General features: G+C 69.2%; 29 protein-coding genes. 16 read left to right on the top strand and 13 right to left on the bottom strand.

Going from position 1 to position 25667, the window contains the following annotated elements; translation table 11 throughout:
• Positions 1 to 5: 5 nt before the first annotated feature.
• The 4 genes from HPF_RS00820 (at position 6) to HPF_RS00805 (ending at position 3931) form a co-directional block, all read left to right on the top strand.
• A complete protein-coding gene (locus tag HPF_RS00820) occupies positions 6 to 812 on the top strand; it encodes a cyclase family protein (RefSeq protein WP_127805894.1) in 807 nt (268 codons plus the stop codon).
• Between the two features lie 12 nt (positions 813 to 824).
• A complete protein-coding gene (gene fahA, locus HPF_RS00815; protein ID WP_133155459.1) occupies positions 825 to 2150 on the top strand; it encodes a fumarylacetoacetase in 1326 nt (441 codons plus the stop codon).
• A gap of 62 nt (positions 2151 to 2212) precedes the next feature.
• Positions 2213 to 3502, top strand: a complete 1290-nt coding sequence (locus tag HPF_RS00810) for a solute carrier family 23 protein (RefSeq protein WP_133155458.1) — start codon at positions 2213 to 2215, stop codon at positions 3500 to 3502.
• Positions 3503 to 3505: 3 nt separating this feature from the next.
• Positions 3506 to 3931 carry a hotdog fold thioesterase gene (locus HPF_RS00805; RefSeq protein WP_066152227.1) on the top strand — a complete coding sequence of 142 codons (426 nt, stop codon included), beginning with the start codon at positions 3506 to 3508 and terminating at the stop codon, positions 3929 to 3931.
• Here the strand turns inward: HPF_RS00805 and HPF_RS00800 are convergent.
• Positions 3903 to 4118 (bottom strand): DUF3079 domain-containing protein, encoded by a 216-nt coding sequence (locus tag HPF_RS00800; RefSeq protein WP_079366563.1) that lies wholly within the window; start codon positions 4116 to 4118, stop codon positions 3903 to 3905. The genes HPF_RS00805 and HPF_RS00800 overlap by 29 nt on opposite strands.
• 118 nt (positions 4119 to 4236) lie before the next feature.
• On the opposite strand from HPF_RS00800, the gene HPF_RS00795 reads away from it, so the two are divergent.
• A complete protein-coding gene (locus tag HPF_RS00795) occupies positions 4237 to 5361 on the top strand; it encodes a PilT/PilU family type 4a pilus ATPase (protein WP_133155457.1) in 1125 nt (374 codons plus the stop codon).
• 18 nt (positions 5362 to 5379) lie between these two features.
• Here the strand turns inward: HPF_RS00795 and HPF_RS00790 are convergent, their stop codons facing one another.
• Both HPF_RS00790 and HPF_RS00785 read right to left on the bottom strand, forming a co-directional pair.
• Positions 5380 to 5712, bottom strand: a complete 333-nt coding sequence (locus HPF_RS00790; protein ID WP_066152221.1) for a hypothetical protein — start codon at positions 5710 to 5712, stop codon at positions 5380 to 5382.
• Positions 5709 to 6275, bottom strand: coding sequence for a cob(I)yrinic acid a,c-diamide adenosyltransferase (locus tag HPF_RS00785; RefSeq protein ID WP_133155456.1), 567 nt, complete (start codon positions 6273 to 6275; stop codon positions 5709 to 5711). The genes HPF_RS00790 and HPF_RS00785 overlap by 4 nt, the downstream gene beginning before the upstream one ends.
• A 213-nt stretch (positions 6276 to 6488) precedes the next feature.
• Between HPF_RS00785 and HPF_RS00780 the strand changes: the two genes are divergently transcribed.
• The 4 genes from HPF_RS00780 to HPF_RS23595 all read left to right on the top strand — a co-directional run bounded on the left by HPF_RS00780 (position 6489) and on the right by HPF_RS23595 (position 9933).
• Positions 6489 to 6791, top strand: a complete 303-nt coding sequence (locus HPF_RS00780; protein ID WP_066152215.1) for an EF-hand domain-containing protein — start codon at positions 6489 to 6491, stop codon at positions 6789 to 6791.
• A gap of 107 nt (positions 6792 to 6898) precedes the next feature.
• Positions 6899 to 8323, top strand: a complete 1425-nt coding sequence (locus HPF_RS00775; protein ID WP_066152212.1) for an FAD-binding oxidoreductase — start codon at positions 6899 to 6901, stop codon at positions 8321 to 8323.
• Between the two features lie 120 nt (positions 8324 to 8443).
• Positions 8444 to 9022 carry a tetratricopeptide repeat protein gene (locus HPF_RS00770; protein ID WP_066152566.1) on the top strand — a complete coding sequence of 193 codons (579 nt, stop codon included), beginning with the start codon at positions 8444 to 8446 and terminating at the stop codon, positions 9020 to 9022.
• 68 nt (positions 9023 to 9090) lie between these two features.
• A complete protein-coding gene (locus HPF_RS23595) occupies positions 9091 to 9933 on the top strand; it encodes a hypothetical protein (protein WP_066152209.1) in 843 nt (280 codons plus the stop codon).
• A 139-nt stretch (positions 9934 to 10072) separates the two neighbouring features.
• Here the strand turns inward: HPF_RS23595 and sugE are convergent, their stop codons facing one another.
• The 7 genes from sugE to mnmG all read right to left on the bottom strand — a co-directional run bounded on the left by sugE (position 10073) and on the right by mnmG (position 16660).
• Positions 10073 to 10387, bottom strand: a complete 315-nt coding sequence (gene sugE, locus HPF_RS00765) for a quaternary ammonium compound efflux SMR transporter SugE (protein WP_066152204.1) — start codon at positions 10385 to 10387, stop codon at positions 10073 to 10075.
• A gap of 230 nt (positions 10388 to 10617) precedes the next feature.
• Entirely contained in the window at positions 10618 to 11538 is a 921-nt protein-coding gene (locus HPF_RS00760) for a ParB/RepB/Spo0J family partition protein (protein WP_133155455.1), read from the bottom strand.
• Position 11539: 1 nt separating this feature from the next.
• Positions 11540 to 12088 carry an RBBP9/YdeN family alpha/beta hydrolase gene (locus tag HPF_RS00755; protein ID WP_133155454.1) on the bottom strand — a complete coding sequence of 183 codons (549 nt, stop codon included), beginning with the start codon at positions 12086 to 12088 and terminating at the stop codon, positions 11540 to 11542.
• A 29-nt stretch (positions 12089 to 12117) separates the two neighbouring features.
• Positions 12118 to 12888: a ParA family protein gene (locus HPF_RS00750; protein ID WP_133155453.1), complete on the bottom strand. Its 771-nt coding sequence runs from the start codon at positions 12886 to 12888 to the stop codon at positions 12118 to 12120.
• An 18-nt stretch (positions 12889 to 12906) separates the two neighbouring features.
• Entirely contained in the window at positions 12907 to 13521 is a 615-nt protein-coding gene (locus HPF_RS00745) for a LysE family transporter (protein ID WP_133155452.1), read from the bottom strand.
• 479 nt (positions 13522 to 14000) lie between these two features.
• A complete protein-coding gene (rsmG, locus tag HPF_RS00740) occupies positions 14001 to 14666 on the bottom strand; it encodes a 16S rRNA (guanine(527)-N(7))-methyltransferase RsmG (protein WP_133155451.1) in 666 nt (221 codons plus the stop codon).
• Positions 14663 to 16660: a tRNA uridine-5-carboxymethylaminomethyl(34) synthesis enzyme MnmG gene (gene mnmG, locus HPF_RS00735; RefSeq protein WP_133155450.1), complete on the bottom strand. Its 1998-nt coding sequence runs from the start codon at positions 16658 to 16660 to the stop codon at positions 14663 to 14665. Before mnmG ends, rsmG begins: the two co-directional genes overlap by 4 nt.
• Before the next feature lie 137 nt (positions 16661 to 16797).
• Here mnmG and HPF_RS00730 point away from each other — a divergent pair, with 137 nt between their 5' ends.
• Genes HPF_RS00730 through HPF_RS00705 form a run of 6 tightly spaced genes read left to right on the top strand, consistent with a single transcriptional unit; the run spans position 16798 to position 20438 of the window.
• Complete coding sequence (locus HPF_RS00730; RefSeq protein WP_133155449.1) at positions 16798 to 17067, top strand: TfoX/Sxy family protein; 270 nt, start codon at positions 16798 to 16800, stop codon at positions 17065 to 17067.
• Positions 17064 to 17642, top strand: a complete 579-nt coding sequence (locus HPF_RS00725; RefSeq protein ID WP_133155448.1) for a Crp/Fnr family transcriptional regulator — start codon at positions 17064 to 17066, stop codon at positions 17640 to 17642. Before HPF_RS00730 ends, HPF_RS00725 begins: the two co-directional genes overlap by 4 nt.
• A gap of 53 nt (positions 17643 to 17695) precedes the next feature.
• On the top strand, positions 17696 to 18598 hold the full coding sequence (locus tag HPF_RS00720) for a DUF6920 family protein (RefSeq protein ID WP_133155447.1): 903 nt from the start codon (positions 17696 to 17698) through the stop codon (positions 18596 to 18598).
• Positions 18599 to 18611: 13 nt separating this feature from the next.
• Entirely contained in the window at positions 18612 to 19157 is a 546-nt protein-coding gene (locus tag HPF_RS00715; protein WP_066152175.1) for an anthrone oxygenase family protein, read from the top strand.
• Entirely contained in the window at positions 19154 to 19801 is a 648-nt protein-coding gene (locus tag HPF_RS00710; protein WP_066152173.1) for a LysE family translocator, read from the top strand. The genes HPF_RS00715 and HPF_RS00710 overlap by 4 nt, the downstream gene beginning before the upstream one ends.
• Before the next feature lie 46 nt (positions 19802 to 19847).
• Positions 19848 to 20438 (top strand): NADPH-dependent FMN reductase, encoded by a 591-nt coding sequence (locus HPF_RS00705; protein ID WP_133155446.1) that lies wholly within the window; start codon positions 19848 to 19850, stop codon positions 20436 to 20438.
• Positions 20439 to 20463: 25 nt separating this feature from the next.
• Here the strand turns inward: HPF_RS00705 and HPF_RS00700 are convergent, their stop codons facing one another.
• Together HPF_RS00700 and mprF are read right to left on the bottom strand one after the other, a co-directional pair.
• Positions 20464 to 21849 carry a virulence factor family protein gene (locus HPF_RS00700; RefSeq protein WP_133155445.1) on the bottom strand — a complete coding sequence of 462 codons (1386 nt, stop codon included), beginning with the start codon at positions 21847 to 21849 and terminating at the stop codon, positions 20464 to 20466.
• On the bottom strand, positions 21846 to 24437 hold the full coding sequence (gene mprF, locus HPF_RS00695) for a bifunctional lysylphosphatidylglycerol flippase/synthetase MprF (RefSeq protein WP_133155444.1): 2592 nt from the start codon (positions 24435 to 24437) through the stop codon (positions 21846 to 21848). Before mprF ends, HPF_RS00700 begins: the two co-directional genes overlap by 4 nt.
• Positions 24438 to 24488: 51 nt before the next feature.
• On the opposite strand from mprF, the gene HPF_RS00690 reads away from it, so the two are divergent.
• A complete protein-coding gene (locus HPF_RS00690; RefSeq protein WP_079366383.1) occupies positions 24489 to 24773 on the top strand; it encodes a YkgJ family cysteine cluster protein in 285 nt (94 codons plus the stop codon).
• On the opposite strand, the gene HPF_RS00685 is transcribed toward HPF_RS00690, so the two are convergent.
• Positions 24748 to 25665, bottom strand: coding sequence for an alpha/beta fold hydrolase (locus HPF_RS00685; protein WP_133155443.1), 918 nt, complete (start codon positions 25663 to 25665; stop codon positions 24748 to 24750). The two genes, HPF_RS00690 and HPF_RS00685, sit on opposite strands and share 26 nt — an antisense overlap.
• Positions 25666 to 25667: the final 2 nt, after the last annotated feature.

Raw genomic sequence — 25667 nt, 5'->3', positions numbered from 1 at the left:
ACCCCATGACCCGCCGATTCGTCGACCTCTCGATCTACCTGGAAAACGACGTCATCTCCGACCCGCCGGCCTTCGCGCCCAAGATCCAGTACTTCGACCACAAGAACTCCTTCGAGCAGATGGCGCCGTTCTTCCCGGGCCTCAAGCAGGAAGACCTGCCCGACGGCGATGTGTGGGCGGTGGAGACGATCCAGCTCTCGACCCACAACGGCACCCACCTGGACGCGCCCTACCACTTCCACAGCACCATGGACAAGGCGCTGGGCGAGAAGAAGAAGGCCTGGACCATCGACGAGGTGCCGCTGGAGTGGTGCTTCCAGCCGGGCGTGAAGCTGGACTTCCGCCACTTCGCCGACGGCTACGTGGTCACCGCCGCCGACGTCGAGGCCGAGCTGGCGCGCATCGGCCACACGCTGAGCCCGCTGGAGATCGTGGTGGTCAACACCCGCGCCGGCAGCCGCTACGGCCACAACGACTTTGTCAGCGCCGGCTGCGGCATGGGCTACGACGCCACCATGTACCTGCTCGAACGCGGCGTGCGCCTGACCGGCACCGACGCCTGGAGCTGGGACGCGCCCTTCGTCTACACCGCGCAGAAGTACGCCGAATCGAAGGACGCCAGCCTGATCTGGGAAGGCCACAAGGCCGGCCGCGACATCGGCTACTGCCACCTGGAGAAGCTGCACAACCTCGAAGCCCTGCCGCCGACCGGCTTCTACATCTCCTGCTTCCCGCACAAGATCCGCGGCGCCTCGGCCGGCTGGACGCGCGCGGTCGCGATCTTCGACGACGCCCTGATGCCCTCGGCCTGAACGGAGTCCGCCATGACGCTCAACCACACCCACGACCCCGCCGCCCGCAGCTGGCTGACCTCGGCCAACGAGCCGGGCACCGACTTCCCGATCCAGAACCTTCCCTTCGGCGTGTTCCGCCGCCGAGGCACGGGCGAGCCCTTCCGCGGTGGCGTGGCCATCGGCGACCAGGTGATCGACCTGGCGGCGGTGTCGGCGTCTGGCGTGCTGGACGGCCTGGCCGCCGACGCGGCCCGGGCCGCGGCACAGCCCGCGCTCAACGACCTGCTGGCCATGGGCCCAGCCGCCTGGCGCGCGCTGCGCCACGCGCTGTTTGCGGCGCTGCGCCACGACGCCGACGCCACCGTGGTGAGCGCCCTGCACGCCTGCCTGGTGCCGCAAAGCGCCGTGGAGCACAGCGTGCCCACGCGCATCGGCGACTACACCGACTTCTACACCTCGATCCACCACGCGCGCAACGTGGGCCGCGTGATCCGGCCCGACGACCCGCTCACGCCCAACTTCCAGTGGATTCCCATCGCCTACCACGGCCGGGCGTCCAGCGTGGTGATCAGCGGCACGCCCTTCCACCGCCCGCACGGCCAGGCCATGGCCCCGGGCGCGTCGGCGCCGGTGTACGGCCCCTGCCGCCGGCTCGACTACGAGCTGGAAATGGGCTTCTACGTCGGCCCCGGCAACGCCCTGGGCCAGCCCATCCCCATCGGCGAGGCCGAGCAGCACATCTTCGGCATGTGCCTGCTCAACGACTGGTCGGCGCGCGACCACCAGTTCTGGGAAATGGCGCCGCTCGGCCCCTTCCTGGGCAAGAACTTCTGCACCAGCGTCTCGCCCTGGATCGTGACCATGGAGGCGCTGGCGCCCTACCGCGTGCCCTTCGCCCACCCGGCCGACGAGCCCCAGCCCCTGCCCTACCTGGACAGCGCCGCCAACAGCGCGCAGGGCGGTGTGGACGTGCAGCTGGAGGTGCTGCTGGAATCGGCGCAGCACCGCGCCAAGGGCGTGGCGCCCGACCGGCTGTCGGCCACGAGCTTCCGCCACCAGTACTGGACCATCGCACAGATGCTGACGCAGCACGCCAACAACGGCTGCAACCTGCAGCCCGGCGACCTGCTGGGCACCGGCACCATCTCCGGCCCGACCTACGAAGAGGCGGGCGCCATCGTGGAACTCTCGCTGGGCGGCACCCGGCAGATTCCCCTGGCCGCCACGGGCGAGACGCGCACCTTCCTCGAGGATGGCGACACCGTGGTGCTGCGCGGCTGGTGCGAGAAGCCCGGCGCGGCGCGCATCGGCTTCGGCGAATGCCGGGGCGAGGTGCTGCCGGCCATCGCCGGCTGAGCGGCGCGCCGGCCAATTTGCGCGCAGAATCCCGGCCCATCACAACACGAGAAGGAGAAACCATGGGCCTGCTCAGCTGGACCGAAAAATCCCCCACCACCCTCGCCAACGGCGGCGTCATCGGCCCCGATGAACGCCTGCCCTGGCCGCAGACGGGCGTGATGGGCGTGCAGCACCTGATCGCCATGTTCGGCGCCACGGTGCTCGCCCCCATCCTCATGGGTTTCGACCCGAACGTCGCCATCCTGATGAGCGGCATCGGCACCCTGATCTTCTTCCTCATCACCGGCGGCAAGGTGCCCAGCTACCTTGGGTCGAGCTTCGCCTTCATCGGCGTTGTCATCGCCGCCACCGGCTACGCCGGCTCCGGCCCCAACGCCAACATCGGTGTGGCGCTGGGGGGCATCATTGCCTGCGGTCTGCTCTACACCCTGATCGGCGTGGTGGTGCAGGCCATCGGCACCGGCTGGATCGAGCGCTTCATGCCCCCGGTGGTCACCGGCGCGGTGGTGGCGGTGATCGGCCTGAACCTGGCCGGCATCCCGATCAAGAACATGGCGCCGACCGACTTCGACAAGTGGATGCAGGGCATCACCTTCGTCTGCGTCGCCCTGGTGGCCGTGTTCAGCAGCGGCATGGTGCAGCGCCTGCTGATCCTGGTGGGCCTGATCGTCGCCAGCGTCGTCTACGCGGTGCTCACCAACGGCATGGGCCTGGGCAAGCCGCTGGACCTGTCGGGCATCGCCAGCGCCGCCTGGTTCGGCATGCCCAACTTCAGCGCCCCGGTGTTCAGCGCCAACGCCATGCTGCTGATCGCGCCCGTCGCCATCATCCTGGTGGCCGAGAACCTGGGCCACATCAAGGCCGTGACCGCGATGACCGGCAAGAACCTGGACCAGTACATGGGCCGCGCCTTCATCGGCGACGGCGTCGCCACCATGGTGGCCGGCAGCGCCGGCGGCACCGGCGTGACGACGTATGCCGAGAACATCGGCGTCATGGCCGCGACCAAGATCTACTCGACCGCCGTGTTCCTGGTGGCCGGCCTGATGGCCATCCTGCTCGGTTTCAGTCCCAAGTTCGGCGCCCTGATCCAGGCGATTCCGCTGGCCGTGATGGGCGGCGTGTCCATCGTGGTGTTCGGTCTGATCGCGATCGCCGGCGCCAAGATCTGGGTCGACAACAAGGTCGACTTCTCGGACAACCGCAACCTGCTGGTCGCGGCCATCACCCTGGTGCTGGGCACCGGCGACTACACGCTCAAGTTCGGCGGCTTCGCGCTGGGCGGCATCGGCACCGCCACCTTCGGCGCCATTCTGCTGTGGGCGCTGATCGGACGAAAGAAGGCCTGAACCATGGCACGTGTGTGGAAGCAACCCATCTCCTGCGAGATCCTCACCGCCGTCAGCCGCGGCACGGCCAACGAGCATCTGGGCATGGAATTCCTGGAGGTGGGCGACGATTTCATCACCGCCCGCCTGCCGGTCGACCGACGGACCATCCAGCCCTACGGCCTGTTCCACGGCGGCGTCAGCGTGGTGCTGGCGGAAACGCTGGGTTCCTGCGGCGCCGCGTTCAGCGTGCCGGAAGGCTACCGCGCGGTGGGCCTGGACATCAACGCCAACCACCTCAAGGGCGCCACCAGCGGCTGGGTGACGGGCACCGCGCGGCCGGTGCACATCGGCCGCACGACCCAGGTCTGGCAGATCGAGCTGAAGAACGACGCCGGCGAACTGACCTGCGTCTCGCGCATCACGATGGCGATTCTTCAACCCCGCTGAGCGGGGCTCCGGCCTCCGCTTCGGTGGGCGCCTCCCACGCCGCCCAGTCCGGCCCGAACAGCTCGGCCGGGTGCTGGGTGCGCTCCGAGCCGTTGCCACACAGCATGCTGTTCGCCGCGCAATAGCGGTCGCAGCCCCAGCAGTTGCGCTCGGGGTGGGGCGGGTTGGCGGGAAAACGCTTGCTCATGGTGTTGATGCACATCAGTGTGCCCCGGTCCGGCCGGAAGGGAACTGACACAGATCAGAAGTGGTCAAGACAGGGCACCGGCGGCCGATAAGGAAATAAAGCCGTCCTTTTCCTGACCATGGACCCCATCTTTCCCTCGCCCGAAGACGACCTCAGCCACTACCTGTCGGCCATGGTCACGCACGGGGCGTCCGACCTGTTTCTCTCGGCCGGCACCCCGCCCGCCCTCAAGGTGCATGGCGTCATGCGGCGCCTGCAGGAAGACCCCCTGAACCCGGAGCGCATCAAGCGGCTGGCGTACTCCGCGATGCGCGAGTCGCAGATCCGCGAGTTCGAGGCCACACTGGAGTGCGATCTGGCCGTCGCCATCAACGGCCTGGGCCGCTTCCGGATCAATGTGTTCCGCCAGCGCGGCGAGGTGGCCGTGGTGGTGCGGCACGTCAACGCCCGCATTCCCTCGCTGGAGACACTCAAACTGCCGGCGTCGATCAGCCGCCTGTCCATGCTCAAGCGCGGGCTGGTGCTGATCGTGGGTGCCGCAGGATCGGGCAAGTCGACCACGCTGGCGTCGCTGATCGACCACCGCAACCAGAATGCGGCCGGCCACATCCTGACCGTCGAAGACCCGATGGAGTTCGAGCACAGCCATGGCAAGTCCATCGTCGACCAGCGCGAAGTCGGTCTGGACACCAAGTCCTTCGACGAGGCCCTGCGGCACGCCATGCGCGAGGCGCCGGACGTGATCATGATCGGCGAGATCCGCGACCTCAACACCATGCAGCACGCGCTGGCCTACGCCGAGACCGGTCACCTGTGCCTGTCCACGCTGCACGCCAACAACGCCAACCAGGCGATCCAGCGCATCCTCAACTTCTTCCCCGAGGCGGCCCACAGGCAGGTGCTGATGGACCTGTCGCTCAACCTCAAGGGCGTGGTGGGCCAGCGCCTGATCCGCGGCGTGCAGGGCAAGCTGGTGCCTGCGGTGGAAGTGATGCTGCTGTCGCCCTATATCTCTGACCTGATCCAGAAGGGGCAGGTGGACGACATCAAGGATGTGATGGCCAAGAGCAACGAGCAGGGCATGCGCACCTTCGACCAGTCGCTCTACGACCTGTACACCCAGGGCGAACTCACGGCCGAGCAGGCGGTGGAGCACGCCGACTCGCGCACCGACCTCTCGCTGCGCATCCGGCTGAACAGCGGCCAGCGGCCCGACACGGCCGGGCTGCACATCGATACCTGACCGCCGGCCGGCGGCGGTTCACACCGCCCGTTCGCAGCGGCCTTGCGACTGGGCCAGGCCGCGGAAGTCGCTCTGCCAGGACAGCCGCGCCACGTCGATCTGGATGCGCTCGTTGTCCAGCGCGGTGAGGATGACCGTGCCATTGACCGCAAAGCTGTGCACCGGCACGCCGTCGATGCCGACCGCACTCACACGCTGGTCGTCGTAGCTGATCTCGACCCGGCGCACCCAGATCTCCCGCGCCGGCGCGTAGACCGCCTCGCAGACCAGGCCGACGCGGCTGGCGGCGGCCGCGACCACCCCGGGCGCCGCGAGCACCAGCGCCAGTGCCATGAGCAGCAGCGGTTTCACTCCTGGCCGCCCTGCTGCAGCCGCTCGCTTTTCCAGTACACGTCGTCGCCGCCGTTCATGCGGTTGAGCACACGCGCGAGCACGAACATCAGGTCGGACAGGCGGTTGAGGTACTGGCGCGGCGCCTCCTTGATGGCCTCTTCGTTGCCCAGGGCCACCAAGTGACGCTCGGCGCGGCGCGCCACGGTGCGGCACACATGGGCCTGGCTGGCGGCGCGGTTGCCGGCGGGCAGGATGAACTCCTGCAGGCGCGGCAGCTGTTCGTTATAAGTGGCCAGGGCCTCGTCCAGCGCCAGCACGGCCTCGGGCTTGAGCAGCTCGTAGCCGGGGATGGACAGCTCACCACCAAGGTTGAACAGCTGGTGCTGGATCTCGACCAGCAGCGTGCGCACATCGGCCGGCATGTCTTCGCACAGCAGCAGGCCGATGTGGGAGTTGAGTTCGTCCACCTCGCCCATCGCGTGCACGCGCAGGCTGTTCTTGGACACGCGGGCGTTGTCGCCCAGACCGGTGGTGCCGGCGTCGCCGGTGCGGGTTGCAATTTGGGATAGGCGGTTGCCCATGGAGGTCTCCTGCTGCCGCGGCGCACCTGTTGCGCGCCGCACCGGACCATTGTCCGTGAAAGCCGGCGACGGGGGCATGGTGCTGTAAGCGAAGGCTCACAAATGTGTCTGAGGCAAGCAGAGCATGCGTGCGGAAACAGGCGGCAAAAACACTGGCCCCGTGGGGTCATCGACGGTGCAATGGGCGTCCCTTCAACATTCAAGGAGCGACCCATGTCCCGACGATTTGTCCGTCTCACCTCGTTCGAAGCCCGCAGCCTGCTGCTGATCGCCGGCGTCACCCTGGGGGTGGCCGGCAGCGCCTACGCGCAGAGCACCGCCGCCCCGGCCAAGCCCGCGGCCACCGACACCGAGATCACGGCCGCCTTCACCAAGGCCGACAAGAACGCCGACGGCAAGCTCAGCAAAGACGAAGCCACCACCCTGCCGGCCCTGGCCGCCAAGTTCGACAGCGCCGACGCCGACAAGGACGGCACGATCAGCGCGGCCGAATTCGGCAAGGCCATGAAGATGTGATGTACCGGGTGGGGGCAGTCCCGTGCGCGCTGTTCGCGGCGGGACGCCCGGTCTACACTGCCGGCTGATCACGGGCGCGACAGGCCCGCACCGACCAGGAGACCGCCATGAACGCCCCCACCACCGCCTCCCACCTCGCGCCCGAGCTTTCGCTGCGCGAGGTGCCCCCCGCACTCATCCAGGCCCTGCAGTCGCGCTTTGGCGCCCGCTGCTCCACCGCCCAGGCGGTGCGCGAGCAGCACGGCCGCGACGAGTCGATCTTCGAAGTGCCGCCGCCCTCGGCCGTGGTTTTCGCCGAGTCCACGCAGGACGTGGCCGACGCGGTGAAACTGGCCGCGCAATACAAGGTGCCGGTCATTCCCTTTGGCGTCGGTTCCTCGCTCGAAGGCCACCTGCTGGCCGTGCAGGGCGGCATCAGCATCGACGTCAGCCGCATGGACCAGGTGCTGTCCATCAACGCCGAAGACCTCACCGTCACCGTGCAACCCGGCATCACCCGCATGGGCGTGAACAACGCGGTAAAAAGCGAAGGCCTGTTCTTCCCCATCGACCCGGGCGCGGACGCCTCGATCGGCGGCATGACCGCCACCCGCGCCAGCGGGACGAACGCCGTGCGCTACGGCACCATGCGCGAGAACGTGCTGGCGCTGGAAGTGGTGACCGCGCAGGGCGAGATCATCCGCACCGGCACGCGCGCCAAGAAATCCTCTGCCGGCTACGACCTCACGCGCCTGATGGTGGGCAGCGAAGGCACGCTGGGCGTCATCACCGAAATCACGCTCAAGCTCTACCCGCTGCCCGAGGCGATCTCGGCCGCAACCTGCTCGTTTCCCACCATTGAAGCGGCGGTGCGCACCGTGATCCAGGTGATCCAGCTGGGCGTGCCGATCGCGCGCTGCGAGCTGATCGACGCCAACACCGTGCGCATGGTGAACGCGCACAGCAAGCTGGGCCTGCGCGAAGAACACATGCTGCTGATGGAATTCCACGGCTCGCCCGCGAGCGTGAAGGAGCAGGCCGAGACGGTGCAGGAGATCGCCGGCGAGTTCGGCGGCAACGCCTTCGAATGGGCGACCACGCCCGAGGAGCGCACCCGCCTGTGGACCGCGCGGCACAACGCCTACTTCGCCGCCATCCAGAGCAGGCCCGGCTGCCGCGCCATCAGCACCGACACCTGCGTGCCAATCAGCCGCCTGGCCGACTGCCTGCTCGACTCGGTGGCCGAGGCCGACGCCAGCGGCATCCCCTACTTCCTGGTCGGCCACGTGGGCGACGGCAACTTCCACTTCGGTTACCTGATCGACCCGGCCAAGCCCGAGGAGCACCACACCGCCGAGGCGCTGAACCAGAAACTGGTGGCGCGCGCGCTCGACCTGGAAGGCACCTGCACCGGCGAACACGGCGTGGGCCTGCACAAGATGGACTTCCTGCGCCGCGAGGCCGGCGACGGCGCCATCACCGTGATGCGCACCATCAAGCGCGCACTGGACCCGGACAACATCCTCAACCCGGGCAAGATCTTCGCGCTCTGAGCCCGGCACCTCCTCCACGCAGGGGAGCCAGCGGTCCGGAGCCCGAGGGTCGGGCCGCTGTGCAGCAAGAAAATGGCGCTGTACACTTTTTTCTTCTGTCACACCCCTGCAGGCGGTCCCATGAAACAACTCTGCCTTTCCCTGCTGCTGGTGTCTTCGGCGGCCTTCGCCCAGGACACCATCCGCATCTGCGACGCCAGCGGCTGCTCCGACCGGCCGCGCAACACCGCGACCTTCGAAGCCGAGCTGGCCGCCCAGCCCGACCCGGCCCAGAACCCCAAGCTGCTGGCGCTGGAGGCCATGGCCGCCAAGGACCCCCGCGCGGCCTACGACCTGGGTCTGCGCTTCTTCCGCGGCGATGGCGTGAAGAAGGACAGCTACCTGGCCATCAAGTGGATGCGCGACGCCGGCGAGCGCGGCGACTTCAAGGCCGCCCAGGCCCTGGGCCGCTTCTACCTGTTCGGCCTGGAAGAAATGGGCTCCGATCCCGTTGAAGCCGAGCGCTGGCTGATGATGGCCGCCGACAAGGGCGACAAGGAAGCCAAGAAGCTGCTCACCCAGGCGCGCAAGGCCAAGGAGCAGGCGCAGACAGACTACGAATGGCGTGAAACCGTGCGCAAGAACGGCTGGGTGGCGGGCTGGTACAGCGGCTACGCCTACCGCACCTACTGGCGCGACGGCCGCTGGCACTACTATTGACCCCCCCGGCGGGCCGGCTCATCCAAAGCGGCCTGCCATGTTTTTTGACTGACACCAGGAAGGTATCCATGAAACTGAACACCACCCCCTCCCGCGTTGCGATCGCCCTGGCCCTGGGCCTGACGCTCACCGCCTGCGGCGGCGCGGGCGGCGGCCGCGTGACCACCGGCTCCAGCCCGACCGCCGCCACCGGCGCCGCCGCCGGCGGCACCAGCGTCGGCGCCAACGAATCGCTGGAGCGCTGCGCTTCGCCGCTGGGCACCCTGGCGGTCGACGACGGCCGCGGCAAAGAATGGTGGGGCAGCTTCGGTGCCGCCACCCAGGTCACCACCATCGAGCCGCTGATCCGCCTGGCTGTGGCCCAGTCCAACTGCTTCGTGATCACCTCGATCGGCAACAACAAGACCGAGAGCAAGATCTCCGCCATCACCGACAAGCAGCGCAACTCGGGTGAGTTCCGCGCCGGTTCGCAGCAGCAGAAGGGCCAGCGCGTCGCGGCCGACTACTACCTCGAACCCGCGATCATCATCGACAACGAGTCGACCGGCCAGGTGGTCGGCGCGCTGGGTGGCCTGCTGGGTGGCCGCAACCGCAACCTGGCCGCCATCGCCGGTGGTCTGGAAAGCAAGGCCTCGGTCGTGACGCTGACCATGTTCGACATCCGCTCGGGCGTGCAGATCGCGATCTCCGAAGGCAACGCCACCGCCACCAACTACGGCGCGGCCCTGAGCGCGTTCGGCCCCAGCGCGGCCGGTTCGCTCGGCGGCTTCTCGCGCTCGCCGGCCGGCAAGGCCACGGTGGCCGCGTTCACCGATTCCTACAACCAGATGGTCATCGCCCTGCGCAACTACAAGGCACAGGAAGTCAAGGGCGGTCTGGGCAAGGGCGGCCAGCTGAAGGTGGGGAACTGATCTCCCCTCCTTCGCGCAACGCAACCAGATAGAGGCTCTCCGGTGAGAGCCGACAGGTCCGCCCCAGTCAACGACTGGGGCGTTTCTTTTTCAAGAGGGGAAGGCCCGTCCCAGCCGTGGCCTCTCGATGCACGACGCTCTACGTCGTCAGCTTCAGCCCCACGATGCCCGCGAGGATGAGGCCCACGCATGCCAGCCTGCCGAAGGTGGCTGGTTCGTTGAAGAGGAGCATTCCCAGAACGACCGTGCCCACGGCCCCGATGCCCGTCCACACCGCATAGGCGGTGCCGACAGGCAGGGTGCGCATCGCCAGGCCGAGCAATGCGACGCTGACAACCATCGCGCCGATCGTTCCTGCCGTTGGCCAGAATCGCGTGAATCCTTCGGTGTACTTCAATCCAATTGCCCAGCCAATTTCAAAAAGGCCGGCAACAACCAGAAAGAACCAAGTCATGGAGCGGCTCCCTGGTACAGGCGTACCAGACTGCGGGTCGTCCCGTGGGAGAGAAACGCCGACGAGGTCGTCCTCGCCAGCGGCGGGCCACAAGGCGTGTGGTCTCGCGGCATGCCTCTGAATCGAGGGTCACGAGTGTAGCCACATGCCCTGAATGCGGCGTTTTCCAGCCCCAGGAGCCTCATGTTCCATGGGTGGTAAGGACGCCACAAAAACGAAACCTGCCGGAGTCAGCGCTCGTTGCGCAGCCTGTCGATCAGACCGTTGAGCTCGTCCAGCGAGCCGAACTGGATCGCCAGTTCGCCCATCTCCTCGACGCGGCCGTGGCGCTTGACGCGCTTCTTGATGCGCACCTCGACCTCGGCGGTCAGCAGGTCGGACAGCTCTTCCTCGACCCGGCGGATGTCGCGCGACTTTTCCTTCTTGGGCTGCTGCGGCACCAGGTTGAACTCGGCGCCGATCTTCTTGACCAGGTTCTCGGCCTCGCGCACCGACAGCTTCTTCGCCGCGATCTGGTTGCCCGCCGTGATCTGCGCCGCCTTCTCCAGCGACAGCAGCGCGCGCGCATGGCCCATGTCGATGTCGCCGGCCATCAGCATGGTCTGCACCGGCTCGGCCAGCTGCAACAGGCGCAACAGGTTGGACGCGGCCGAGCGCGAGCGCCCCACAGCCTGCGCGGCCTGTTCGTGCGTCAGGCCGAATTCCTTCACCAGCCGCTGCAGGCCCTGCGCCTCTTCCAGCGGGTTCAGGTCCTCGCGCTGGATGTTCTCGATCAGCGCCATCGCCGCGGCGGACTCGTCGGGCACGTCGCGCACCAGCACCGGCACCTCGGTCAGACCCGCCAGCTTCGAGGCGCGGAAGCGCCGCTCGCCCGCGATGATTTCGTACTTGCCGGCATTCGGCCCGTCGGCCAGCTGGCGCACCAGGATGGGCTGCATGATGCCCTGCGCCTTGATCGACTCGGCCAGCTCGTAGAGCGCGCCCTCGTCCATGCGCGTGCGCGGCTGGTAGACGCCGGCGACCAGCTGGTCCAGCGCCAGGCGGCTGGGCGTGCCTTCAGCGGCGGGGGCCGCAGCGGGCGCGTCGGCGACCTTGGGTCCGAGCAGGGCTTCGAGTCCGCGGCCGAGGCCCTTGGGTTTTTTGGTGACCATCTCAGTTGTCTTTCTTTTCTGTCAGTTCGCTCAGCAGCTCACGCCCCTCCGGCCAGTCGCCCAACCCGGACTCCGCGTTGATGTGGCCGCGCTCGCCGTAGTCGATGAAACGCGAGCCCCAGCTCCCGGCCAGGGACTGCGCCTTGTTGAAGCTGCAATACGGGTCGTCGCGGCTGCCCACCAGGATGCTGGGGAACGGCAGGCGCTGGCGGACGATGGGTGCCCAGCTGGGCAGCAGGGGACGCAGCTCGTCGCGCTCCGGGTCGCCGGGCGCGACCAGCAGCGCGCCCTGCACGCGGCCGGTGCTGCGCGAGACCTCGGCCCAGGCGGCCGTGAGGATGCAGCCCAGGCTGTGTGCGACCAGCAGCACCGGGCCGTCGCAACCCAGGATCACGTCTTCCAGCCGGGCGATCCAGTCGCCGCGTCTGGGCGTCATCCAGTCGTGCTGGTCCACGCGGCGGTAACCGTGCAAGGCTTCCCATCGGCTCTGCCAGTGCTCAGGGCCGCTGTTCTGCCAGCCCGGAAGAATCAGGACATTCTCTGGTTTCATATGGGATTTAGAAAAAGCAGGCGCTCACATCACATCTTCCGGATGCGATCGACCATCTCGTTGGCGAATGTGATGAAGGCCTGGCTGCCGCGGGCGGACGGATCGAACACCACGCCGGGCAAACCGTAGCTGGGCGCCTCGGCCAGGCGCACGTTGCGCGGAATCACGGTGTCGAACACCTTGTCGCCGAAGTGGGCCTTGAGCTGGTCGCTGACCTGCTGCTGCAGCGTGATGCGCGGGTCGTACATGACGCGCAGCAGGCCGATGATCTGCAGGTCGGGGTTGAGGTTGGCGTGCACCTGCTTGATGGTGTTGACCAGGTCGGTCAGGCCTTCGAGCGCGAAGTACTCGCACTGCATGGGCACGATGACGCCGTGCGCCGAGCACAGTCCATTGAGCGTGAGCATGGACAGCGAGGGCGGGCAGTCGATGAGCACGAAGTCGTAGTCGGCATCCACGGCGGCCAAGGCGGTTTTCAGGCGCTGGTCGCGCCGCTCCAGCTCGACCAGTTCGACTTCGGCGCCGGCCAGTTCGCGGTTGGCGCCGAGCACGTGGTAGCCGCATTTTTCGGAATGGATGGCCGCCTCGGCCACCGAAGCCGACTCCAGCAGCACGTCGTAGACCGACAGCGCCATGCTGCGCTTGTCCACGCCCGAACCCATGGTGGCGTTGCCCTGCGGGTCCAGGTCCACCATCAGCACGCGCTGCCCCACCTTGGCCAGACCAGCCGCGAGGTTGACGGTGGTGGTGGTCTTGCCGACCCCGCCCTTCTGGTTGGCCACGCAAAAGATCTTCGCCATCTGTTCGGACCTCGGTGCTTATTTGGAGATGGCCAGCTTGACGCCGAAACCGATGAGGAAGACGCCGGCGAGCTTGTTCAGCGTCTGGGTGATGCGCGGGTTGGCGCGCATGCGCTCAGCCAGGAAGTGGATCAGCAGCACAACCGTCAGGCCGTAGAGGAAGGTCAGGAAGGCGATGGTCGCGGCCATGGCACCGAAGGTGATGAGCCCCTGGTGGCGCGTCGGGTCGACGAAGAGCGGGAAGAAGGCCATGTAGAAGACGATGGCCTTGGGGTTGAGCAGGGTGATGGTGACGGCCTGCTGGAAGAACTGGCTGGGGCGGATGTTGAGCACGGGCGCGTCACCAGGCTTGGCGGTGAGCATCTTCCAGCCCAGCCAGGCGAGGTAGGCGGCGCCGGCCCATTGCACGAAGCTGAAGGCGGCCGGGTAGGCGGCGAGCAGCGCGGCCACGCCGGCCACGGCCAGCCACATCAGGACCTGGTCGCCGGCGATGACGCCGAAGGTGGCCGCCATGCCGCCCCGGATGCCGCCTTTGCCGGTGGAGGTGATGAGGGCGAGGTTGCCCGGGCCGGGGATGGCGAGGAACAGGACGATGGCGGCGACGAAGGCGCCGTAGTCAGCGATGCCGAACATGGGGGGCTTTCTCTGGGGTGGAGCGGTCGAGTTTACGTGAGGGGTGTTTTCTTTCGGCTGGCTTTGTGGTTTGAGTGCCGCTTGTTTCGCTCAACCGTTGTTCTGAGGGGGCTGCGTCGCGTGGCCGAGCTCTGGTCCAGCTCGCGGCCTGGCGGGTCTGAACGCTTGCGTAGCCTCGTCAACGCCGTGCTGGTTCGCCTCCTCATTGGCAACCGCGAATCGTCCCGCCGCCCATCCACACGCCACAGCCCCTCCTGGGTCCACCTGTGCGCACCACTGGGGGCATGCCTACGGCGCCTCTCACAGGTCGTTGGCGATGTGCGCGGGCGCAGGCCCCATTCGCGGTTGCCCACGCGGCGGCACACAGGCCCTGTGTTGACGAAAGGTTGTCAGCGGACCCGGATGTTCGCCCGCGAGGTGGGCCGGAGAACGCGCATGTCGCCAATGGCCTGGCGCGAGGTCTCCACGAGGAACAGCACTCAAGCCAAAGCAGCAGGCCGAAGCCAAACGATGCACCGCTCCGCATCCAGACCTGGCACCTTCAACTGTTCCACGTGAAACACCGACACATCCGCAGGCAAGGCTGACAACTCGTCCGCCGGGTGCCTGCCCTTCATCGCCATCCACACCGCCCCCGGCTTCAGCGCCGAACGCGACCAGGTCGTGAAATCCACCAGCGAGGCAAATGCGCGCGAACAAACCACGTCGTAGCCACCGCCCTCCTCCGCCTTCAGCGACTCCACCCGCGCATGAATGCCACGCAGGTTGGACAGCTTCAGCGACGCCGCCACCTGCTGGATGAAGGTCGACTTCTTGAGCACCGTGTCCACACAGTGCACCTGGATCTGCGGGCAGGTGATGGCGATCACCACGCCCGGCAGCCCACCACCCGACCCCACATCCAGCAACTTCACAGACTCACCGCCCGTCTGCCGCAGCAGCGGCGGGATGGCGGCCAGGCTGTCCAGCAGGTGGTGCGTCAGCATCTCCTGCGGGTCGCGCACGGCCGTCAGGTTGTAGACCTTGTTCCACTTGGCGATCAGGTCCTGGTAGGCCAGCAGCTGGTCCACCTGCGCGTCGGACAGGGTCAGGCCAAGCTCGCGCAACCCGGCTTCCAGCGCCGGTTTCAAGGCGGCCGCACTCATGCGCCCTGCTCTTCCGTGGTGCGGGCAAAACCCTTGAACCCACCCTTCTTCAGGTGAATCATCAGCAGCGAAATGCTGGCCGGCGTGATGCCCGAGATGCGCGAGGCCTGGCCCAGCGTCTCCGGCCGGTGCTTGGCCAGCTTCTGCCGCGCCTCGAACGACAGCGCCGTGACCTGTGCGTAGTCCAGATCCGGTGGCAGCTTCAGGTGCTCGTAGTGGGCAGCACGCTCGACCTCGTCCTTCTGCCGGTCGATGTAGCCCGAGTACTTGGCCGCGATCTCCACCTGCTCCACCACCGCGTCGTGCAGCTCGCCCAGTGTTTCACGTGAAACCACAGGCCGCGCATCCTGATCGTCCGGCTTGGCCACCGGCGCCCAACGCCCTTCGCCCATGCCCATCAGGACCGGGTACGACACACCCGGCCGGCGCAACAGATCGAACAGGTTGTATTCGCGCTCGATGGCCTTGCCCAGCACCCGCTCGGACTCGGCGGCCTCGAGGATGCGCGGGTTCACCCAGGTGGATTTCAGGCGCTCGGTTTCACGTGAAACAGCGTCGCGCTTGCGGCTGAAGGCATCCCAGCGGGCGTCATCCACCAGACCCATGGCCCTGCCCTGTTCGGTCAGGCGCATGTCGGCGTTGTCCTCGCGCAGCTGCAGGCGGAACTCGGCCCGGCTGGTGAACATGCGGTAGGGCTCGGTCACGCCCTGGGTCACTAGGTCGTCCACCAGCACGCCGAGGTAGGCCTCGTCGCGGCGCGGCAGCCAGGCGTCCTTGCCCTGGCACTGCAGCGCGGCGTTCAGCCCGGCGAACAGGCCCTGGGCCGCGGCCTCTTCGTAGCCGGTGGTGCCGTTGATCTGGCCGGCGAAGAACAGGCCCTGGATCTGCTTGGTCTCGAAGCTGTTCTTGAGCGAGCGCGGATCGAAGTAGTCGTACTCGATGGCGTAGCCCGGGCGCAGGATGTGGGCGTTTTCCAGCCCCGGCATGCTGCGCACCAGCGCGTACTGGATGTCGAACGGCAGGCTGGTGCTGATGCCGTTGGGGTAGACCTCGTGCGTGGTCAGGCCCTCGGGCTCCAGGAAGATCTGGTGGCTGTCCTTGTCCGCGAAGCGGTTGATCTTGTCTTCCACGCTGGGGCAGTAGCGCGGGCCCACGCCCTCGATCTTGCCGGTGAACATGGGGCTGCGGTCGAAACCGGAGCGGATGATCTCGTGCGTGCGGGCGTTGGTGTGCGTGATCCAGCAGGGAATCTGGCGCGGGTGCATGGCCGTCGAACCCATGAAGCTGAACACCGGCACCGGCAGATCCGGATTCATGCCGCCGGGCACGCCGTCGCCGGGCTGCTCGGTGCACTTGGACCAGTCGATGGTCCGACCGTCGATGCGCGGCGGTGTGCCGGTTTTCAGGCGGCCCTGCGGCAGGTTCAGTTCCTTCAGCCGCGCGCTCAGCGACACCGCCGGCGGATCGCCCGCCCGGCCGGCCGCGTAGTTGTTCAGGCCGACGTGGATCTTGCCGTCCAGGAAGGTGCCCGCCGTCAGCACCACGGTGCGGCTGCGGAAGCGGATGCCCACCTGCGTCACCGCGCCGACGACCCGGTCGCCTTCCACCATGAGGTCGTCCACCGCCTGCTGGAACAGCCACAGGTTGGGCTGGTTCTCCAGCATGCGGCGGATGGCGGCCTTGTACAGGATGCGGTCGGCCTGGGCCCGGGTGGCGCGCACGGCCGGGCCTTTGGAACTGTTGAGGATGCGGAACTGGATGCCGCCCTCGTCCGTGGCCAGCGCCATCGCCCCGCCCAGCGCGTCCACCTCTTTGACCAGATGGCCCTTGCCGATGCCGCCGATACTGGGGTTGCAACTCATCTGGCCCAGCGTCTCGATGTTGTGGCTGAGCAGCAGCGTGGCACAGCCCATGCGCGCGGCGGCGAGAGCGGCTTCGGTGCCGGCATGGCCACCACCGACGACGATCACATCGAATTCCTGGGGGTACAACATATATATAGAGCGCGTAAGGGAGCGGCCCAGTCCGGCCGATGGTTCCTGGCGATGTTTCACGTGAAACACGCTTCGGCGGCCTGCCCTGGCCGCTCGGAAACCCGGTATTGTCCCATCAAGCCTTTTTCCGCGCAGCCATGCCCACACCCCACGATCTCCCCGGCCTCGGCCCCAAGTCGATGGACATGCTCGCCGCCGCCGGCATCCATGGCCGCGCCGACCTGGAGGCGCTGGGCTCGGTGCGCGCCTACCTGCGGGTCAAGGCCGCCGGACAGAACGCCAGCCTCAACCTGCTCTGGGCGATGGAGGGTGCGCTGACCGGGCAGGACTGGCGCAAGGTTGCACGGGCGGAGCGCACCCGCCTGCTGCTCGAACTGGACGCCACACAGGAAGCGATGCGGCCATGAACCACGCCCTCCTGGACCACCTCACGCACACGCTGGGCGCCCTGCCCCCTTCCGCCGCCAACTTGTGCCGGGACGCACAGCCCCTGAACCTGTCCAGGGGCCAGGACCTGCTGCACGAAGGCGGGCACTGGCAACACCTCTGGTGGCTGGAGCGCGGGGCCTTGCGCCTGTATTACCTCGACCGCGACGGCCAGGCCGCCAACAAGAACTTCTATCTGGACGGTGCCCTGGTCTGGCCGATCACCCCGGCGCTGCGCGAACAGCCGGTGCACTTCTGGGTCGAGGCGCTGGAACCGGCCCGGGTCTGGCCGCTGCCCTGGGCCGCCTGGGCCCGCAGCACCGAGGCCTTCGCCCCCTGGCGGGCACTGGAGCACCGCGTACTCGCCTCCCTTCTGCAGGACAAGATGGCGCGCGAACACGCCTTCCTCCAACTCAGCGCCACCGAACGCTACCTGGCCCTGCGGGCCGAACACCCGGACTGGCTCGCCCGCATCCCATTGCGCCAGCTCGCCTCCTGGCTGGGCATCACCGATGTGGCGCTGTCGCGCATCCGGCGGCGGCTGAACCCGGGTTAAGGCGGCACCGCGCCGACAGGCTCACAGTGGTGGCTCCCCCCAAGGAGCACACCATGCCGCCGTCCCTGAACCCCCTCTCCCCGGCCCGTCTCTGGCCACGGCGGCTGCTCATTGCCGCGGTCCTGCTGAGCGTGGGCACCATCGCCGCGCTGGGACTTGCGCACTGGCGCACCGAAGAGCAGATCCAGCAACACCACCTGCGCGTGCTGGCCGCCGCACAGATCGCCACGCCAACGGGCGAGGCACGGTCGGCCCCCTGGCCCGAGGCACTGGGCGACCTCCCGGCACCGGTGCAACGCTATCTCCGGTTCGCCTTTCCCGGTGGACCGGTGCCTGGACACGCCGTGCAACTCACCATGGAGGGACAGTTCCGCCGCCCCGGCCAGGAGAGCTTCCACCCGACCAGCGCCCACCAGACCGCCGGCGTCCGGGTACCGGCCCTGATGTTCGACGCCCGCACGCCGATGGCCCCCGGTGTCTGGGCCCGCGCCTGGGACGCTTACGTCGACGGCCGCATGGAAATGAAGGCCCGCATCCTCTCGGCGCTCACCGTGGTCGATGAAACCGGCTCGCCCCAGCTCGACCGCATCTCCCTGCGCCGCTGGTTGCTCGAAAGCCCGACCTACCCGCAGGCCCTGCTGCCCGGCGGGGCGATCCGCTGGGAGCCCGTGGACACAGACAGTGCGCGGGCCGTGATCAGCCACCGGGGCCAGACCGTGGGCATGCGCGTGCGCTTTGGCCCAGACGGCGGCATCGCCTCGATGGCCGCAGAGGAGGACGGCGACCTCGGCACGCCCTATCACGGCTCGGGCGAACACGTCCGCCGCAGCGACTACCAGCTCATCGGCGGGGTTCGCATCCCCACCCGCTTCGTCATCTCGCGCGCCGCCCGGGGCCAGATTCTCCCGTTCTGGGACGGCCGGATCACCCAATGGCAGCTGCTCTCCCAGCCCTGACCCGCCGCCCACCATGCACCCAACCGCCCACCCGAGGCCATCGCCGCCGACCGCCCTTTCGCTCGTCGCCCAGCTGCTGGCCGTGCTGCTGCTGGGCCTGATGGCCGGCTTCTTCGCCACCTACAGCGCCAACGTCAACCTCGCCACGCTCGAACTCGACGGCCCGACCTATGCACAGGTGCAGTCGGCGTTCAACCGGAACGTGCGGCACGCCGGGTTCTTCGTCTGCTTCTTCGGTCCGGTGCCGCTGGGTCTGCTGTCGCTCGCCCTGGCCTGGTCCGAACGGCCCACCGCCTGGTGGCGGCTGCTGGCGCTGACCGTGCTGTCCTACGCACTGGGCATCGTGCTGTTCACACGGGAGGTCAACCTGCCCCTCAACCACCTCACCGAATCGTGGACCGCGGCCACCCTGCCGACCGACTGGGCCGACGTGCGCGGCGCCTGGAACCGGGCCAACCTGTGGCGCAGCGGCCTGAGCCTGGCGCTGTTCGTGGGCGGCCTGTTCACCTTGGTGCTGCGCCTGCAGCCTCCTTCCCTCCCCGAGAAGCCACGCCCATGAACGACTCCATGCTCCTGTTTTCGACTCTTGCCCTCGTCACGGTGGCCACACCCGGCCCCACCACCCTGCTGGCGCTGAACCACGGCGCGCGCCACGGGGTGGGGGCGGCCCTGCCCGGTTTGGGCGGTGCGGTGCTGTCGGACGCGGTGCTCATCGCCGCCGTGGCCGCCGGACTGGGCAGCCTGCTCGCCACCTCCGCCGCCGCCTTTGAGCTGCTGCGCTGGACCGGCGTGGCCTACCTGGCCTGGCTGGGCTGGCGCCTGCTGCGGTCGCCCGACACCCCCATGGCCTCGGGCCAGGCGCATGCCACGGCGGCACCACCGGCGCACCGCGAACGCCCCGCCGCCGTGTTCCGCCGCAGCTTCACCGTCGCCGTGACCAACCCCAAGGGCTACCTGTTCTTTTCAGCCCTGCTGCCGTCCTTCATCGACCCCGGCGCCCCGCAATTGCCGCAGTACGCCCTGCTGGCCGCCGTGTTCGCAGGCATCGATGGCGCGGTGCTGCTGGCCTTTGCACTGGCGGGTGCGGGCGGAGCGCGGCGCTTCGGCAGTCCGCGCGCCTTGCGCCACCTCGACCGCGCCAGCGGACTGGCGCTGCTGGTGCTGGCGGGCGGCATGGCGCTGTGGCGGCGGGGCGCACCCTAACCCCCACGCAAAAATCCTGCGCCGGCTGGCTGACACAATCCCGGCCATGAGCACCCCCACCCCCCTCCTCGTCTTCGCGGGCAGCACGCGCGCCCAGTCCTTCAACCGCAAGCTGGCCACCGTCGCCGCCGAACTCGGTCGTGAGGCCGGCGCCGCCGTGACCCACATCGAGCTGGCCGACTTCGACGTGCCGCTCTACAACGCCGACCTCGAAGCCAAGGGCACGCCGCGCGACGTGGTGCGCCTGAAGGAACTCTTCTACGCCCATCCGGCCTGGGTCGTGGTCTCGCCCGAATACAACGGCAGCTACACCGGCCTGATGAAGAACACCATCGACTGGGTCTCCAGCCCCATCAAGGGCGACCCGGCCTGGTCCAGCGGCACCAAGCCGTTCGCCGGCAAGGTGGTCGGGGTGCTGTCGGCCTCGCCCGGCGCGCTTGGTGGCCTGCGCAGCCTCTCGCACCTGGCGCCGCTGCTGATGAACCTGCAGTGCTGGGTGTCGCCGAAGCAGTTCGCCCTATCCAAGGCCGGCGAGGCCTTCACGCCCGAGGGCCAGCTGGTGGCCGAGGCCGCGCGCGAGAACGTGCGCGGCGTGGTCGAGCAGGTTCTCTGGGCCGCACGGCGCTTCGGCACCTGAGCCCCTCCCCGCAGCGGCTTGCGCGTCAGCGGCTGCGCAGCAGGATCTGCTCGGCCAGCCCGTCGTAGTTGCCGCCGAAGTGGTGGTCGCCCTTGAGCGGCACCGTGGTCATCTGCTCGGGCGGCAGCTTCGGGCAGATGGTGTCGCGGTCGTCGGTGCCGTAGATGCAGGTGGCGCTGGCGGCCGTGAAGCCGGCCAGCTCGGGCGCCACCGGTGCACCCTTGGCGTCGCGCGAGACCCAGTTGGTCAGCTTGAACTCGAAGGACGCGCGCTCGCCCGGCCCCAGCAGCACGGTCTGCGACACCATGGCCCGCGTCGCCGCCGGCAGCCGGTTGACGGCGAACGGCAGCACGTCGGCGCCCTGCGAGTAGCCGATCAGCACCACCCGGCTGCGCTTCCACTGCCGGGTGTAGGCGCGGATGGTGCGCGAGAGGTCGTCGGCAAAGCCCTGCGGCGTGCGCGCCGACCAGAAGTAGCGCAGCGAGTCCCAGCCGACCACCGGCACGCCTTTGGCGGCCATCACTGCGGCCACCCGCTTGTCCAGACCGGCCCAGCCGCCGTCGCCCGAGACCAGCACCGCCAGCGTGTCCGAAGCCACGCTGGACGGCACCTCCACCAGGGGCAGGTCGCCCACCTCGACGCCGGCCTCGGCGCTGAGCCGGCTGGTCGACACCTCGGTCGCCATGCGCCGGTACGACACCTCGTAGGCCGACAGGCCGGCCGCCGTGCCCAGCAGGTCTTCGCCCACGCCCGCCACGCTCACCCAGTGGCTGCTGGGCACCTTGGCCACGAAGGCCTGCGTCGCCGCCGCCGGGCAGCTGCGGTCCTGTGCGCCCTGCAGCGCCAGCCACGGGGTCCGCATGGCCGTGTCTGACAGAAGAGTGAGGGCTGACTTTTCCTTATTGGCCCGGAACACCGAGCCCTCGCCCTTGCACAGCGGCTTGGTCAGCGGCAGGCTGGGACAGAAGCCGATGGACACCGCGCCGGAGAAGGTGCCCTCGGGCGCCTGCGCCGCCATGGCGTAGGCCAGCGCACCGCCGGACCCCACGCCCACCGCCAGCGGCGGGTAGTAGGCCGGCAGCCGGGCGTAGCCCTGCAGGAAGCGCGAGAGGTTTTCCACGTCGCCCTCGGGCACCACGCAGGTCCCACCATCCTGGTTGAAGTTGGCCAGCAGCGAGGGCGTGTCGATGGCCGCCACCACCGCGCCGGTGTCCAGCAGCACCTGGGCCGCCGCCCCGGGGCCGCCCGCGCCCCAGCCGTTGGCACCCGAGAACAGCAGGGCCACGGTCTTGACCTCGCCCTTGGGGCGGTAGAGCCGGACCTCCTTGAAGCGGCCGTGCGAGACGGTTTCCTGGGCGGCTGCGGGCACCAGGGCCGCGCCGAGCATGAGCGAAAGAAGCAGGGTTTTCATTTGGTGATCACGCGCCGCCAGCCACCCGCGATCAGCGCGGCGGTGTCCGACAGCACCAGCAACGGGGACAGGCCGCCCGGGGCCGCCAGGTAGCGGGGTTCCCAGACGGGGTCGAATTTTTCCTTGAAAGAACGCAGTCCCTGGAAGTTGTAGAAGTTCTCGCCGTGGTTGAACAGCAGCCGCCCCAGGCGCTGCCAGCGCGGCGCCAGCCGGTGGCTGGCCATGCCCGAGAGCGGCACCATGCCCAGGTTGAAACGCGCCACGCCCTGTTCGCGCAGGTGCAGGATGATCTGCGTGAACAGGAAGTCCATGGTGGTCTTGGGGGCGTCGCCGCGCTGGCGCATCAGGTCCACGGCGGCCTCGGCGGACAGCCCGGTCACCAGCATGGTGGCAAACGCCACGATGCGCCCCTCGTGCCGCACCAGCGCCACCGGCTGGCGCATCACGTACTCGCGGCTGAACGCGCCGAGCGAAAACGCCTTTTCCGCCGTGTCCTGGCGGCCCAGCCAGTCGTCCGACACCGCCTGCAGCGCATCGAACACCGCCTCGGCCGCCCCTGCGGGCAGCCACTCGAAGGCCAGGCCGTCGCGCTGGGCCCGCGCCACGCCATGGCGCAGGTTGGCGCGGCGCTTGCCTTCCAGGCTGAAGCCGGCCAGCTCCACCGTCGCGCACTCGCCCAGCTTGTAGACCCGCAAACCGGCGTCCAGGTAGACCGGCAGGGCCTGCGGCCGCACCTGGTAGAAAGCCGCGCGCCCGCCCGACTCGCCCGCCAGCTCGACAAAGCGCCACACCAACTCCGGCCACTCCTCGCGCGGGCCCACCGGGTCGTACAGCGCCACCCAGGAGCGGCCCTTGCGCGAGAACATCAGGAACGCACGGCCGGACTCCGAGAACATCAGGCACTTGTCGCCCATCAGCGCCAGGCCCGCTCCCGCGCTGTCCTGCGCCATCACCACCGCCTGCGCCCGGGCCAACTCGGCCGCGTCGGGCCGCGGCAGCGCCGGTGGCGCGCGGTGCAGCAGGTGGGCCAGCGCCACGCACAGCGTCAGCAGGGCCACGGCCACCATGGCGCGCAGCGAACGCGGCGCGTGACCGTCGAACTCGAAGCGCCACCACACCGTGTCGACATAGGCCGTGTCCTGGTAGACGAACACCAGCAGCGCCGCCACCGCCGCCACCACGGCCAGCACCGCCGCCAGCCAGCCGCGCGAGAAGGCCAGCGACAGCAGGGCCGCGCGCCGGTCGAAGTGCCGGTGCGACAGGGCCAGCGACAGCGCCAGCAGGCCCAGCAGCACCGCCTCGGACACCGCAATGCCCTTGGGCAGACACAGCACCAGGCTGGCCAGCGCCAGCACCAGCCCGGCCCACCAGGCCACGTCCAGCCGCAGCAGCATGCCGCGCGCCACGAACAGCAACGCCAGCCCGATCACGCTGGCCAGGAAGTGCGCCGCCTCCACCGCGGGCAGCGGCACGAACTGCCGCAGGTGTGCGGTGGCGTCTTCGGTGGCGGGCGTGGCGCCCGAGACCAGCAGCACCACGCCGCTGACAAAAGTGAAGGCCGACAGCAGCAGGGGCGCGAGCGCGGACGCCGCGCGCACCAGCGGCGTGGACACGCCACGCCGCCACGACGAGCCCACCAGCAACAGCAGCGCCAGGGCCAGCGGCAGCAGGTGGTAGATCACCCGGTACAGCACCAGCGCGCCCACCAGCCGGTCCGCCGGCACCTGCTGGCCCAGCGCCAGCAGCAGCACGGCCTCGAACACGCCCAGGCCACCCGGCACGTGGCTGACCACGCCGACAGCGATGGCCAGCGAATAGAAACCGACGAACGCCGGGAAGCCGACCGAGCCCGCCGGCAGCAGCACCCACAGCACGGCCGCGGCGGCCACCACGTCCAGCGCGGAAATCAGCAGCTGCTGGCCGGCCAGCGAGGCGCTGGGCAGGCGGAAGGTCCAGCCGCGGAACGACCAGCGACCGCCGCGCCGACAGGCGCCCAGCGCCGCCGCCGTCACCAGCAGCGACGCCAACCCGGCGGCGCGCAGCAGCTCGGGCGGCGCACGCAGCAGCGAGGCCACCGACTCGGCGCCCCACACCAGCGCCGCAGCGCCGACCACCGCGATGCCGACCGTGAAGCCCAGGGCGTTGAACGCGATGGCGCGCGAGATCTGCCCCGCCTCCAGCCCCGCCGCCCCGTACAGCCGCAGCCGCACCGCGCCGCCGGTGAACACGCCCAGCCCCACCGTGTTGGACAGCGCGTAGGCGATGAACGAGGTCTGCGCCACCACGCGGTAGGGCAGTCGCGCGCCGGCGTACTGCAGGGCCGAGCGGTCGTAGAGGGTGAGCGCCAGGAAGCTCAGCGCCGTGGCCGCCACCGCCGCCAGCAGGTCCCCCGCCGGAGTGTCCTTGGCGGCGGCCATCACCGCGCCGTAGCTGAACCCGTTCAGCACGCGCAGCACCGCCTCGGCCACCAGACCGAACAGCAGCAGCCCCACACCCAGGCGGAGCCAGAAACGCCAGCGCGTCAAGCGCGCGGTCAGCAGCTCAGGCGCTGACAGCAACCATTTGGAGGAGAACCGTGGGGACGACATGCAGACCTTGAAACCGGGGAGCCCAGCCGCCCGAAAGGCGACAATGGTGCCATGGCTTCGAGCACCCCGCCGCCCTGCCGCGCCGCTTGTGCGGCGTGTTGCATCGCGCCCTCGATCAGCAGCCCGATGCCCGGCCTGCCGGACGGCAAGCCCGCGGGCGTGCCCTGCCCCCACCTGGACGAGGCCCTGCGCTGCCGCCTGTTCGGCCGGCCCGAGCGTCCGGCGGTCTGCGGCTCGCTGCAGCCCGGCGCCGAGATGTGCGGCGACACCCGCGAACACGCGCTGCATTTTTTGCAGCGGCTGGAGCAGGCTACGCAGCCGCTTCCGCGCGGATGAAGTCGGCCACCTGGGCACCCACCGGCGCCGCCAGCGCGTCCGGCAGCAGGTGCCCCATGTCCAACACCGTCAGGCGGGCACCGGGAATCAGCCGCGCCAGCGCCTGGCCATGCGCCAGCGGCAGGCAGGGGTCTTCGGCGCCGTGCAGCACCAGGGTCGGCACGCGCAGCTGCGGCAGCCAGCCGGTGCGCGGTGCCGCGCGGTCCACCGCCAGCGCGTGCTGCATCGCGGCCAGCGGCTGGTGCCCCGCCGCCATCGCGGCGCGCGCCTGTTCGCGCACGGTATCGGCCGGAAACGGGTGCGAGCCGCCGTGGAACACCGACCAGCCCTGCAGGGCCGCCTCGTCCGGCGGCAGGCCGCGCGCGCGCACCGAGGTCTCCAGCAAGGCCTGCAGAAAGCCCGGCGCCGGCCCGGGCAACCCGTCGGTGGGCACCGGCCGCCCCAGCGTGGCGGCCATGTAGGGCCGGTGGTCGGGCGAGCTGCCCAGCAGCACCAGGCGGCTCACGCGCTGCGGGTGTTCGTGCGCCAGGTGCTGGGCGATGTAGCCGCCCATGGACCAGCCCACCACCGCCACCCGCGCCATGTCCCAGGCGTCGAGCACGCGCAGCGCATCGGCCACCAGGTCGGCCAGCGCATACGGCGGCGCGTGCAGCGGGTGGACAAAGGAACGGCCGGTGTCGCGGTGGTCGTAGCGCAGCACCCGGCAACCGGCCTGCACCAGCGCCGCCACGAAGCCCGGTGGCCAGAAATGCGCCGGGTTCATCGCCCCCATCACCAGCAGCACCGGCGGCCCGTCGGCCGGCCCGCAGGCCTCGCTGAACAGATCGCCCAGCCCGGGCACCGGCACGCGCCGCGGCGTCCAGAGGATGGTGTTCGTGGTCCCCGTGTTCATCG

Origin of the sequence: Hydrogenophaga pseudoflava (assembly GCF_004353865.1) — a bacterium.
In the GTDB taxonomy this organism is placed as follows: Bacteria; Pseudomonadota; Gammaproteobacteria; order Burkholderiales; family Burkholderiaceae_C; genus Hydrogenophaga; species Hydrogenophaga pseudoflava.
Note: the sequence above shows the minus strand (reverse complement) of the source record. Positions and strands in the feature narration are given on the sequence as shown.